Raw genomic sequence first — 13638 nt, forward strand, 5'->3', positions numbered from 1 at the left:
GATTACTTCGAAAAGAATCACTGCCTCATATAATCTTGGAGATAAGGTCCATAAGTTTCTACCTGGCAACCATGAATTGCTAGACTATGAGGGGAAAAGTGTGTAACAAAGGATGTAAAGGATCTTTGTGCCGAACTTTTTCTCGAAATGAGGAATGTTTATGGTGCAAAGTTTTTTTTATACAGTAAAGAGTGAAAATTTCATTTTAAAAAATTATTATTATTTATTCGACAATTGCGCTTATTTTTAGTGGTTAGTCATTTGTACTATGTTGTAAGTTGAAAAAAGAGAAAAGAAGTCTTACATCAGAGGTCGAATAATTGAAATGCGGGGGAGTCTTATGTCAGTAAAATCCGATAGTCGTCACCTATATTTACGGGTGATTGATCACATCAAAGAAAAAATTAAAGATGGGGCTTATAAAGAACGACAAAAGTTACCATCAGAGTTTGATTTAGCGAAAGAACTTGGCGTAAGTAGAGCGACTTTAAGGGAAGCGTTACGTATTTTAGAAGAAGAAAATGTTGTCATTCGTAGACATGGTGTAGGGACATTTGTAAATGCAAAGCCATTATTTTCTTCTGGAATAGAACAACTTTCTAGTATTACAGATATGATTTCTAGTGTGGGGAAAACACCAGGAACGATTTTTTTATCATCATCTACTACAACTTTAACAGAAGAGGAAAAAGAGAAGTTTAATAGTGAAGATGGTTTTAATGCAGTGATGATTGAACGCGTGCGTACAGCAGATGGGGAACCTGTTGTATATTGTATCGATAAACTTGCAAAAGAAATATTGCCAGATTTATCGGGTTACAATGAGGAATCATTATTAACGGTGATACATAATAACACGCATAAGCGCATAACATATGCGGTTGCTCACATTGAGCCAATTGGCTATCACCCTAAAATCTCACCGATTTTAGAATGTGAGCCTGAAACAGCACTGCTTGTATTAAAACAAATGCACTATGATCAAAATGATGAGCCAATCTTATATTCTATCAATTACTTTAGAGCTGATAAATTTAGCTTCCACGTATTAAGAAAGCGTATGTAGGTAAATTCCTTTTTAGGGAGGTGACAGCAAGAAGTAAGGGACAGCAGCGTAAGAATAAATAAATATATATCATTTTTGGAGGGGTTTCTAGTATGAAGAAAAAAGCAGGCCTTTTATTATCATTAACATTAGCAGCAAGTACAGTTTTAGGTGCATGTGGTAACTCGGATAAGGCGAGCAGTGATAAGAAAGACACGAAAGACAATAAAGACTTCAAGGTTGGTCTCGTAACAGATGTTGGGGGCGTTGATGATAAATCATTTAACCAATCTTCTTGGGAAGGGTTACAAAAGTTTGGTAAAGATAATGGTTTAAAAGAAAAGACAAATTATCGTTACCTTCAGTCTGAAAAAGAAGCTGATTATATTCCGAATTTGAAAAAATTCTCAAAAGATAAATATGATTTAACTTTCGGAATTGGTTATAAATTAGAAGGTGCAATTAAAGAAGTTGCAAAAGAATCTTCAAAACAACAATTTGCAATCGTAGATACTGTTGTAGATGCACCGAACGTAACGAGCATTACATTTAAAGATCATGAAGGATCATTCCTTGTAGGTGCGGTAGCGGCTATGTCAACAAAATCGAATAAAGTAGGATTTGTTGGTGGAATGAAGAGTGATTTAATTAGTAAATTTGAAAATGGATTTAAGGCTGGTGCAAAGGCAGTAAATCCAAACATTGAAATCGTATCTGAATATGCAGAAGCATTCGATAAGCCTGAAAAAGGTACAGTTCTTGCTTCAGCAATGTACGGTCAAGGCGTAGATGTAATTTATCATGCTGCTGGTGGTACAGGTAACGGTGTGTTCACTGAAGCGAAAAACCGTAAGAAAAAAGGTGAAAATGTTTGGGTAATCGGTGTTGACCGTGACCAACATCAAGAAGGTATGCCTGAAAATGTAACATTAACTTCAATGATAAAACGCGTTGATGTAGCTGTAGAAAAAGTAGCTAAAGAAGCAAAAGATGGAAAGTTAAAAGGTGGAAAAATTGAAGCGTTTGGCTTAAAAGATGACGGTATTGGTATTTCAAAAACAACTGATAACGTGAAAAAAGTTAACCCTGAAATTTTAACAAAAGTAGAAGAATTTGAAAAGAAAATTACAGACGGTGAAATTAAAGTACCGGCTACAGATAAAGAGTATAAAGAATATGAAGCTTCTCTAAAAAAATAAATAGAGAAATAGCAAAGGTTAGTTCATAGAACTAACCTTTGTATGTATAAAACTTCCGAATTGCTTAATAAGTTAATAGTGTAATAGGGGAATGTTCCCTGTTAAAAGGAGGAACACAATGGAATACGTAATTGAAATGAATAATATTACGAAAGTATTCCCAGGCATTGTAGCGAATGATGATATTACGCTGCAAGTAAAGCAGGGTGAGATACATGCTTTACTTGGAGAAAATGGTGCAGGGAAATCCACATTGATGAATGTACTATTTGGTTTGTACCAACCAGAACAAGGTGAAATTAAAATTAAAGGAAAGTCTGTAAACATTACCAATCCGAATGTGGCAAATGACCTTGGTATTGGAATGGTTCATCAGCACTTTATGCTTGTTCATAATTTTACAGTTACAGAGAATATTATTCTCGGAAATGAACCGAAGAAAAAAGGGAAAATTGCTGTTGAGGAAGCTGCTAAAGAAATTCAAAAGCTGTCTGAACAATACGGCTTAGCTGTAGATCCATATGCGAAAATACAGGATATTTCAGTTGGTATGCAACAGCGTGTTGAGATTTTGAAAACTCTTTACCGCGGTGCAGAAATTTTAATATTTGATGAACCGACAGCTGTGTTAACACCACAAGAAATTCATGAGCTAATTCAAATTATGAAAAAGCTTGTGCAAGAAGGAAAATCTATTGTTCTTATTACACATAAGTTGAAAGAAATTATGGAAGTTTGCGATCGTTGTACGATTATTCGTAAAGGAAAAGGGATTGGAACGGTTGACGTTGCAAATACGGATGAAAATAAACTTGCAGAATTAATGGTCGGACGTCAAGTGAATTTTAAAACAGAAAAAATAGACGCGAAGCCAAAAGAAGAGGTACTTTCAATTGCAAACCTTGTTGTTCACGATGCACGTCAACTACCTGCTGTAAAAGGCCTTGACTTAACTGTTCGTGCGGGGGAAATTGTTGGGATTGCAGGAATTGATGGAAACGGACAAAGTGAATTAATAGAAGCAATTACTGGTTTACGAAAAGTTGAGTCAGGTTCTATTGCAATTAGAGGAAAAGAAATAACAAATTGGCCTGTTAGAAGAATAACAGAAGAGGGAATTGGTCATATTCCAGAAGATCGTCATAAACACGGACTCGTTCTTGATTTTTCTGTTAGAGATAATATAGTTCTGCAAACGTACTATAAAAATCCGTTTTCAAAGAAAGGGATTTTAAATTTCAGCAAAATTACAGAAAAAGCAAAGGCTCTTATTGAACAGTTTGATGTACGTACACCTAGTGAGCAAACGTTAGCACGCGCTCTATCTGGGGGGAATCAACAAAAAGCAATTATTGCACGTGAAGTAGACCGTGATCCAGATTTATTAATCGCGGCACAGCCAACACGTGGTTTAGATGTAGGAGCAATTGAATTTATTCATAAGAGATTAATAGAGCAAAGGGATAAAGGAAAAGGTGTACTACTTTTATCACTAGAGTTAGATGAAATCTTAAATGTTAGCGATCGAATTGCTGTTATTTATGAAGGGAAAATTGTAGCAATAGTTGATGCGAAAGAAACGAATGAACAACAGCTTGGATTGTTAATGGCTGGAGGAACAAAGAAGGAGCAGGTGGGTACCAATGGCTAAAAAACTTTTAACAGAGCGAACGATAAATATTTTAGTCCCAGTACTATCCGTTATTTTCGGCTTACTTGTAGGAGCAATTGTAATGCTAGTTAGTGGCTATGACCCAATTGTTGGTTATAGTGCACTTTGGACAGGTATGTTCGGTAGCGCAAGTGCGATTGGTGAAACGCTTCGTACAATGATACCGCTTATTCTTGCTGGTTTATCGGTGGCGTTTGCATTTCGTACAGGTTTATTTAATATCGGGGTAGAGGGTCAATTGTTAGTTGGTTGGCTTGCGGCGGTTTGGTTCGGTTATGCAGTCTCACTACCAGCTTTCCTTCATATTCCATTATCTATTTTATTCGCAGCATTGGTGGGCGGAATTTGGGGCTTCATTCCGGGATATTTAAAAGGAAAGTTTCAAGTGAATGAAGTTATTGTAACCATTATGATGAACTATATCGCGTTGTATGTAACATATGACATTATTAAGCGTTTCTTACATGCGGGTAATGACAAAACGTATGATATTAAAGAGAGTGCGTCACTATCTTCAGACTGGCTTGCTTCTATTACTGATGGTTCACGTCTACACTGGGGAATTATTGTAGCAATTTTAATCGCTATTTTAATGTGGTTCTTATTAGATAGAACAACTTTAGGTTACGAATTAAAGTCGGTAGGATTTAATCAGCATGCTTCTCAATATGCGGGTATGAAAGTTTCTCGTAATGTAGTATTTTCCATGACAATTGCTGGTGCATTTGCGGGGATTGGTGGAGCGATGGAAGGGTTAGGAACATTCCAGAGTATGACAGCGATGTCTTCGTTTACAGGAGTAGGATTTGACGGGATTGCTGTAGCATTACTTGGAGGCAATAATCCGTTTGGTATAATCCTTTCAGCTTTATTATTTGGTGGTTTGAAAAGTGCTTCCCCTCAAATGAACTTTGAGGCAGATGTACCATCAGAGCTTATTAATGTAATTATTGCATGTATCATCTTCTTTGTTGCATGTAGTTATGTGTTAAGATGGGCGCTTACACGCATGAGCAAGGAGGGGAAATAAATGAGCTTTTTAGATATATTAGCCATTCTTGTGACGGGTACGTTATATACATCAGCACCTATAATTTTCACAGCATTAGGTGGTGTATTTAGTGAAAGATCGGGTGTTGTAAATATCGGATTAGAAGGACTAATGCTATTTGGTGCATTTATTGGAGTAGTTACAAACTTATTAATGGGTGATACTTGGGGAACGATGACTCCATGGATTGCGTTATTATTTGCGGCAATTGGTAGTGGATTATTTGCATTACTTCATGCGGTAGCCTCTATTACATTCCGAGCGGATCAAGTTGTAAGTGGTGTAGCAATTAACTTCTTATCTCTTGGTTTAACAGTATTTGCAATTAAGAAGATTTTTGATAAAGGGCAGACTGACTTTATTCAGTATCGTATTGAAAAGATTGATATTCCAGGCCTTTCGGATATTCCGGTTTTAGGGAAAATATTTTTCTCGAACGTACCAATAACTTCGTATATTGCCATTATTTTAGCATTCGTTGTTTGGTATGTTATTTATAAAACACCGTTCGGTCTTCGTCTACGTGCTGTTGGTGAACACCCCATGGCAGCGGATACAATGGGGATTAACGTATATAAAATGCGCTATATTGGAGTCTGTATATCAGGAGTGTTTGCTGGAATTGGTGGAGCGATATTTGCAATGTCAATTTCTAATAACTTCTCAGGGGCAACTATTACAGGACAAGGTTTCTTAGCTTTAGCGGCTATGATTTTTGGAAAATGGAATCCACTAGGCGCACTAGGTGCAGCTCTATTCTTTGGTTTTGCGCAATCTCTTAGTGTAACGGGCGGAACAATTCCTGTATTAGATCAAATTCCAAGTGTTTTATTAACGATATTACCATATGTATTCACAATATTAGCACTTGTCGGTTTTGTAGGCCGTTCTGAAGCTCCGAAAGCATTAGGAACTCCTTATGAAAAAGGAAAACGATAAGTATTTTATAAGTATAAAAAAGCTCGCACATTAGTGTGGGCTTTTTTACATAGAATATATTTAATACGGAATTTTACTATGTTCCTTACATATTAAAGTTTTTAGAAAGATCATATGTAAGCATAATAAGGAAGAAAAGTTGATTTTTCATTTCTAAAAACTGTATATTGAAGAGGAATATTCCTATATACGTAAAGGAGGGCTATAAATGAAACTAATGGAACAACAACTACATGAGTTAGGTGGTTTACGCGTACATATTATTCCGACTGATAAATATAAAACGAATACGTTTGTATTTCGTTTTAAAGCGCCTTTAAATGAAGAGACGGTGACAGAGCGTGCCCTATTGCCATACGTATTGCAAAGTGCGACAGAAAAATTACCTTCTGTAATTCGTCTTCGTCAATATTTAGAAGAATTATACGGGTCTTCTTTAGCGGTAGATGTAAGTAAAAAAGGAGAAGACCATATCATCTCCATTTATGTAGACATTGCAAATGAAGTATATTTACATGATGCACCACCGTTATTTGAAAAAGCGCTTTCTATGTTATCGGATATTGTGTTACATCCAGCAACGGAGGGGAACGGTTTCCTACCTTCTATCGTAGAAAGTGAAAAAAGAGCACTTTTACAGCGCATTGAAGCTACTTATGATGATAAAATGCGTTATGCAAACGAACGTTTAATTGAAGAAATGTGCAAAGTAGAACCGTATCGTTTAAGTGCAAATGGAAAAAAAGAGAGTGTTACTTCTATTACAAATGAAAGTCTGTATCAATATTATCAAAAGGTGTTAGCGGAAGATGAAATGGATCTATATATTATTGGTGATATTTCAGAAAATGCTGTTGATCTTGTAAGTAAGTATTTTTCTATTTCAGCTCGTCCAGTGAGAGAAAGAAATGTACTCCTTCATAGACGAAATAATGAAGAAAAAGAAGTTGTTGAAAAACAAGAATTAAAACAAAGTAAATTACACATCGGTTATCGTACATTTGTCACATATAAAGATGAAGATTATTTTGCATTGCAATTGTTCAATGGATTGTTTGGTGGTTTTTCTCATTCGAAGTTATTCGTAAATGTGCGTGAAAAAAATAGTTTAGCGTACTATGCAGCATCGCGCTTTGAAAGTCATAAAGGTTTATTATTTGTTATGTCAGGAATTGAAGCGAAAAATTATGAAAAAGCAGTTGAAATTATTAAAGAACAAATGCTTGCGATGCAAAACGGAGAGTTTTCTGAAGAAGAAATACATCAAACAAAAAGTGTCATCCAAAATCAAATATTAGAGGCGATTGATACACCGCGTGGATTTGTAGAAATGCTATATCATGGTATTATTTCAGATCGTACACGTCCAGTTGAAGAATGGCTTACAGGTATAGAAAGTGTGACAAAAGAAGAAATTGTAAAAGTTGCTAAAAATATTGAACTAGATACAATTTACTTTTTACAAGGAACGGAGGGAGAGTAAATGGAGAAAATTATTTATGAGCAATTAAAAGAAACACTCTATTATGAAAAACTTCCTAATGGATTAGATGTATATGTTTTACCGAAACAAGGATTTAATAAAACATTTGCGACGTTTACGACGAAATATGGTTCAGTAGATAATACATTTGTACCATTAGGGAAAGAAGAAATGATTCGTGTACCTGATGGGATTGCACATTTTCTTGAGCATAAATTATTTGAAAAAGAAGATCACGATGCTTTCCAATTGTTTAGTAAACAAGGAGCATCGGCAAATGCTTTTACATCCTTCACACGAACAGCTTACCTTTTTTCATGTACTTCAAACGTAGAACAAAATTTAAATACATTACTAAACTTTGTGCAAGAGCCTTATTTCTCTGAAAAAACAGTTGAAAAAGAGAAGGGGATTATTGGGCAAGAAATTCAAATGTATCAAGATAACCCAGATTGGCGTTTGTACTTTGGGTTAATTGATAGCTTGTTTGTAAAACACCCAATTAAAATTGATATTGCAGGGACAATCGAATCTATTAGTAAAATTACGAAAGATTTATTATATGAATGTTATGAAACATTTTATCATCCGAGCAATATGTTATTATTTGTTGTGGGTGCAATTGATCCAGAGAAAACAATGGATTTAGTACGTGAAAATCAAGCGAAAAAAGATTATAAAAACCAGCCAGAAATTGTGCGTTCATTTGAAGAGGAACCAAATGAGGTAAATGAAAAGAAAAAAATTATATCAATGCCTGTGCAAACACCGAAATGTTTAGTTGGTATTAAAGCGACTAATTTAAAAGAAAAAGGGCAAGCGCTTTTAAAACAAGAAATTGCGCTTACGTTACTTTTAGATTATTTATTTGGAAAAAGTTCTGTTCATTACGAAGCTTTATATAATGAAGGGCTTATTGATGATTCATTCTCGTATGACTATACAGAAGAAAATAACTTCGGTTTTGCAATGGTTGGCGGTGATACGAAACAACCTGATGAATTGGCAGATCGTTTAAAAGATATTTTATTAAAAACAGATTATGATCAATTAGATGCGGCGGCATTAGAACGAGTGAAGAAAAAGAAAATTGGTGGTTTTTTACGCTCGTTGAATTCACCAGAATATATTGCAAATCAATTTACACGATATGCGTTTAATGAATCTAGTCTATTTGATGCATTGACTGTATTAGAAGGGCTAACCGTTCAAGACTTACAAGAAGTAGCAAAATTATTGTTATCAGAAGAAAAAATGAGTGTTTGTCAGGTGTTACCGAAAAAATAACATTTTAAAGATACCCTCATCTTATCATTGAAAAATTGTAAGATGAGGGTATTATTTAGTTGTGTAAAAAGTGAACTTGTAGAGATAAGAGAGGGAATTTATGAAAAAGTATGCGTTAGTAACTGGAGGGAGCGGAGGGATTGGCTCTGCTATTTCGAAACAATTAATTCAAGATGGATATACAGTTTATGTTCATTACAATAACAGTGAAGGAAAGGTATTGGAATTGCAGAAAGCATGGAGGGAAGTTATCCCTGTGCAAGCGAATTTGGCTTCTAGTGATGGAGCTGAGCAATTGTGGAGACAAATTGAACATCCTATTGATGTTATTGTATATGCAGCCGGGAAGAGTATTTTTGGACTAGTAACAGATGTAACAAACGATGAATTGGATTATATGGTAGAACTTCAAGTGAAGAACGTATATAAATTACTTTCAATGGCACTTCCGCCTATGATTGGGAGGAGAAGTGGTAATATTGTAATTGTTTCATCTATATGGGGACAAATAGGGGCTTCTTGTGAAGTGCTTTATTCAATGGTAAAAGGGGCGCAAAATTCATATGTGAAAGCTTTAGCGAAAGAAGTGTCTTTAAGTGGATTACGTGTGAATGCGGTAGCACCAGGAGCAATTGAAACGGAAATGTTAAGTGTTTTTTCTGAAGAAGATAAAATGGGAATTGCTGAAGATATACCATTAGGTAGAATAGGGTTACCAGAAGAAGTAGCAAAAACAGTTGCATTCCTCGTATCACCAGGAGCATCTTACATAACTGGACAAATCATCGGAGTGAATGGCGGTTGGCATTGTTAAAAATTTCTTACATAAAAAATGAATAGTTGCACAAATTAAGCATGATTTTATTACTCAATAGTGAGGTGCTTAATTATGTCAGTATTAGATAATTTTGATCAGTGGAAGAGCTTTTTAGGAGATCGTTTAGAGCAAGCGCAAGGAAAAGGTTTAGACGGCGGTGCGGTATCAGATATGGCATTTCGTGTTGGCGACTACCTTGCTAATGAAGTAGAAGGACGCAATGACCAAGAGAAATTATTAGCTGAGCTTTGGAAAGTTGCTGATGAACAGGAGCAACATACAATCGCAAACTTAATGGTTAAGTTTGTACAACATAAGTAAAAGTAGAGAGGAGATTCTCCTCTCTACTTTTTTTGTATAATAATTACACAGGATAGATTATACATTTAGCTTCCCTATTAAGGTGAAATCATATAATATAGTACGTAGGTGTAAAGTAAGCAAGGGGAGTGATCTTGGATGATTGAATGGTATTTTGAATATGAAATACATAAAAACCGACCTGGCTTGCTTGGTGACGTTTCTTCGTTAATCGGTATGCTCGGCATTAATATTGTCACAATTAATGGTGTAGATAATGCACGACGTGGGTTACTTCTTATGTGTGATAATCAAGAGCAAATCTCTAGACTTGAATCAATTTTAAATACGATGGATAACATAACGGTAACGAAATATCGTCCGCCCAAGCTAAGAGATAAGCTAGCAGTTAGGCATGGTAGGTACATACAACGAGATGCAGATGATAAGAAAACATTTCGATTTGTGCGTGATGAATTAGGCTTACTGGTAGACTTTATGGCAGAAATTATGAAAAAAGAAGGCCATAAACTAATTGGGATACGCGGAATGCCTCGTGTCGGAAAAACAGAATCCATTGTTGCTGCAAGTGTTTGTGCAAATAAAAGGTGGTTATTTGTATCATCTACTCTTATTAAGCAAACTGTTCGTAGTCAATTAATTGAAGATGAGTATAGCGATGACAATATTTTCATCCTAGATGGAATTGTGTCAACGAAGCGTGCTAACGAAAGACATTGGCAGCTCGTTCGTGAAATTATGAGATTGCCTGCAACGAAAGTTGTAGAACATCCTGATGTATTTGTGAGTCAGTCAGAATACACATTGGATGATTTTGATTATATTATCGAGTTGCGTAACGATTATGATGAAGAAATTCAATATAATTTAGTAGATGAAATTGAGCAAGGTACGCAAAATAATTTCTCTATGTTTGACTTTTAAAGAAATATTGAGGTGTTAGTAGTGACGGAATTGGGACAAAAGCTGAAAGAAGCAAGAGAAGCAAAAGGCTTGACTATTGATCAGCTGCATGAGATTACAAAAATTCAAAAACGCCATTTAGTGGCAATTGAAGAAGGCAATTATGATGTATTGCCAGGAGCTTTTTATGCGCGTGCATTCATTAAACAATACGCAGATGCGGTTGGATTACATGGAGAGGAACTGCTTGTAGAACATCAGAGTACGATACCACAATCTGAAAAGCGTGAAGTTCCACAAGTATCAACGGGACAAAAAACACAAGAAACAATGCAAAAATCTTCATCATGGCCAGTTGCAGATCACATGCCGAAAATCTTAGTTGCGCTGTTAGTAATCGCAGTTGGAGTCGTAATCTGGTTTGTGTTTCAAGCGTTAACTGGAAAAGATGATGAAAAAGTTCCGAGTGCTCAAAGTGAGAAAATTGAAGTTCAAAAAGCAAAAGATTCTCCGTTAGATACGAAGAAAGATGAAGCGAAAGCGGAAGAGCCGAAAAAAGAGGAACCAAAGAAAGAAGAACCAAAGAAAGAGGAGCAACCAGCACCACCAACTGGACAGCAAGAAGTGAAAGTAGTTGGAACAACTGGTAAGGTATCTACTTTGGAAATTCATAATAATAAAACGTTAGAATTGGAAATTTCAGCGAAGGGTGCAAGTTATGTAGATGTTAAGGATGATGCGGGTAACGAAATTCTAAACACTACAGTACAAAGCGGTCAAACAGAAAAACGCGATGTATCAACATTAAAAGAAGTACGACTTAATATTGGAAGTGCACCGAATGTTGAAATTAAACTGAATGGCCAAGTGCTTGCTTTCCCGTTAGATCCACAAAAAGAATATCACCAAAGATTGGTGATTAAAAACCAAGGGATAGAGCAACCTGCACAATAACAGTCATCGCTTCGATGACTTTTTTTCGATGAACAAATGTTTTTGATATGATGGAGGAATAGCTGTGAATTTACCAAATAAAATTACAATATCTAGAATCTTCTTAATTCCAATTTTTATGGTAATTATGTTAGCGCCCTTTGATTGGGGTTCATACAAAATTGGTGATGTTGATTTGCCAATTCAACATTTAGTAGGGGCACTTATCTTTATCATTGCTTCAGCTACAGATTGGATTGATGGACATTACGCAAGAAAGTATAATCTTGTAACGAATTTAGGGAAGTTTCTTGACCCGTTAGCTGATAAATTACTTGTTTCGGCAGCACTTATTACATTGGTAGAGATGCAATATGTACCGGCTTGGATTGTTATTGTAATTATCAGTCGTGAGTTTGCTGTAACAGGTTTACGTCTTGTACTTGCTGGAACAGGGGAAGTAGTTGCGGCAAATCAGCTAGGGAAAATTAAGACATGGACACAAATTATTGCGATTGCAGCATATTTATTACACGATGTACCTTTAAATTTAATCCATATTCCAGTTGCTGATATCTTCATATGGATTGCATTAATCTTTACTGTTATTTCAGGATGGGATTATTTCTGGAAAAATAGAGCTGCTTTTGTAAACTCAAAATAGAAGTTTATGGGGGAATTGGGATGAATGCTGAGATTATTGCGGTTGGAACTGAATTATTACTTGGACAAATTGCAAATACAAATGCCCAGTTTTTATCTGAAAAGTTAGCTTCAATCGGAATTAACGTGTATTATCATACTGTTGTTGGTGATAATAATAAGCGACTGCAAAAGGCGATTGAAGCTGCGGAAGAACGTGCTGATATACTTATTTTCACAGGTGGATTAGGACCGACAAAAGATGATTTAACGAAAGAAACGATAGCTGCTAGTTTAGATGAAGAGCTTGTGTATGATGAAAAGGCATTAGCCTTAATAAGTAATTACTTTAAGCGTACAGGCCGTGAATTTACGGAGAATAATAAAAAGCAAGCGCTCGTTTTAAATGGAGCAACAGTATTTGCAAATGACCACGGTATGGCGCCGGGTATGGGGGTAAATAAGAACGGAAAAGTTTATATTTTATTACCAGGGCCGCCAAAAGAAATGAAACCAATGTATGTAAGTTACGTAGAGCCTTTTTTACGTAATTTTACAACAGGAGAAAACATTTATTCACGTGTGCTTCGTTTCTTCGGTATTGGGGAGTCCCAATTAGAGGTGAAAGTTCAAGATTTAATTGATGGACAAACAAACCCAACAATTGCCCCGCTAGCAAATGATGGAGAAGTGACATTACGTTTAACCGCTAAGCATCAAAATGTTAGCGAAGCGGAGAAACTAATTCAACATGTGGAAGATTTGATTTTAGAAAGAGTAGGAGAATTTTTTTACGGATATGACCAAGAATTTTTGCATTATAAGGCAATCGAGTTATTGAAGAGAAAAGGGTTAACTTTAGCATGTGCAGAAAGTTTAACAGGTGGTCTTTTTGGAAATCAAGTAACTGAAAATGCTGGTGTTTCTTCTGTATTTAAGGGCGGTGTCATTTGTTATCATAATGATGTGAAGCAACATGTTTTACGTGTGCCTGAAGAAGTATTGCATACTGATGGTGCAGTTAGTAAGGAATGTGCTCGTTATCTTGCTGAAAATGTTAAGGATTTATTAAAAGCGGATATCGGAATTAGTTTCACTGGGGTAGCAGGGCCAGATGCTTCAGAACAGAAAGAGCCAGGAACAGTATTTGTTGGATTAGCGATTAAAGGTGAACAAACTGCAGTCTTTCCTCTTAATTTAAGTGGAAGTCGTCAACAAATTAGAGAACGATCAGCAAAATATGGATTTTATCATTTATATAAAAAGCTAGAAGAGATATAAGTTTCTTCTAGCTTTTTTTATAGTTAAATTCCGTATTTGTGTGATGGAAAATAAAAAAATCGAAT

13 protein-coding genes and 1 riboswitch are annotated in these 13638 nt (G+C 35.7%); all 13 genes read left to right on the plus strand.

Features of this window, described 5'->3' with window-relative positions; translation table 11 throughout:
* The first annotated feature begins 5 nt into the window (after positions 1–5).
* A riboswitch (purine riboswitch) is annotated at positions 6–107 on the plus strand.
* A 233-nt stretch (positions 108–340) separates the two neighbouring features.
* The 13 genes from H6481_RS03230 to cinA all read left to right on the plus strand — a co-directional run bounded on the left by H6481_RS03230 (position 341) and on the right by cinA (position 13573).
* On the plus strand, positions 341–1066 hold the full coding sequence (locus tag H6481_RS03230; RefSeq protein WP_000114182.1) for a GntR family transcriptional regulator: 726 nt from the start codon (positions 341–343) through the stop codon (positions 1064–1066).
* Positions 1067–1158: 92 nt separating this feature from the next.
* Complete coding sequence (locus H6481_RS03235) at positions 1159–2244, plus strand: BMP family ABC transporter substrate-binding protein (protein ID WP_000725769.1); 1086 nt, start codon at positions 1159–1161, stop codon at positions 2242–2244.
* 118 nt (positions 2245–2362) lie between these two features.
* Complete coding sequence (locus tag H6481_RS03240; protein WP_000456926.1) at positions 2363–3895, plus strand: ABC transporter ATP-binding protein; 1533 nt, start codon at positions 2363–2365, stop codon at positions 3893–3895.
* Positions 3888–4946, plus strand: coding sequence for an ABC transporter permease (locus H6481_RS03245; protein WP_001085254.1), 1059 nt, complete (start codon positions 3888–3890; stop codon positions 4944–4946). The genes H6481_RS03240 and H6481_RS03245 overlap by 8 nt, the downstream gene beginning before the upstream one ends.
* The gene (locus H6481_RS03250; RefSeq protein WP_000008857.1) at positions 4947–5906 is read left to right on the plus strand and encodes an ABC transporter permease; all 960 of its coding nucleotides are present in this window, start codon (positions 4947–4949) and stop codon (positions 5904–5906) included.
* 208 nt (positions 5907–6114) lie between these two features.
* Complete coding sequence (locus H6481_RS03255; protein WP_000772415.1) at positions 6115–7389, plus strand: pitrilysin family protein; 1275 nt, start codon at positions 6115–6117, stop codon at positions 7387–7389.
* The gene (locus H6481_RS03260; protein WP_000411277.1) at positions 7390–8676 is read left to right on the plus strand and encodes a pitrilysin family protein; all 1287 of its coding nucleotides are present in this window, start codon (positions 7390–7392) and stop codon (positions 8674–8676) included.
* A gap of 100 nt (positions 8677–8776) precedes the next feature.
* Positions 8777–9490 (plus strand): SDR family oxidoreductase, encoded by a 714-nt coding sequence (locus H6481_RS03265; protein WP_023522827.1) that lies wholly within the window; start codon positions 8777–8779, stop codon positions 9488–9490.
* Positions 9491–9565: 75 nt separating this feature from the next.
* Positions 9566–9814: a DUF3243 domain-containing protein gene (locus H6481_RS03270; protein WP_000114444.1), complete on the plus strand. Its 249-nt coding sequence runs from the start codon at positions 9566–9568 to the stop codon at positions 9812–9814.
* Positions 9815–9952: 138 nt separating this feature from the next.
* A complete protein-coding gene (locus H6481_RS03275; protein ID WP_000574107.1) occupies positions 9953–10738 on the plus strand; it encodes a DUF3388 domain-containing protein in 786 nt (261 codons plus the stop codon).
* 21 nt (positions 10739–10759) lie between these two features.
* A complete protein-coding gene (locus H6481_RS03280) occupies positions 10760–11671 on the plus strand; it encodes a helix-turn-helix domain-containing protein (protein ID WP_000137473.1) in 912 nt (303 codons plus the stop codon).
* 64 nt (positions 11672–11735) lie between these two features.
* Entirely contained in the window at positions 11736–12314 is a 579-nt protein-coding gene (gene pgsA, locus H6481_RS03285; protein ID WP_001052967.1) for a CDP-diacylglycerol--glycerol-3-phosphate 3-phosphatidyltransferase, read from the plus strand.
* Between the two features lie 20 nt (positions 12315–12334).
* On the plus strand, positions 12335–13573 hold the full coding sequence (gene cinA / locus H6481_RS03290) for a competence/damage-inducible protein CinA (RefSeq protein WP_016080551.1): 1239 nt from the start codon (positions 12335–12337) through the stop codon (positions 13571–13573).
* Positions 13574–13638: the final 65 nt, after the last annotated feature.

It is taken from the genome of Bacillus sp. ME78 (genome assembly GCF_903970865.1).
In the GTDB taxonomy this organism is placed as follows: domain Bacteria; phylum Bacillota; class Bacilli; order Bacillales; family Bacillaceae_G; genus Bacillus_A; species Bacillus_A cereus.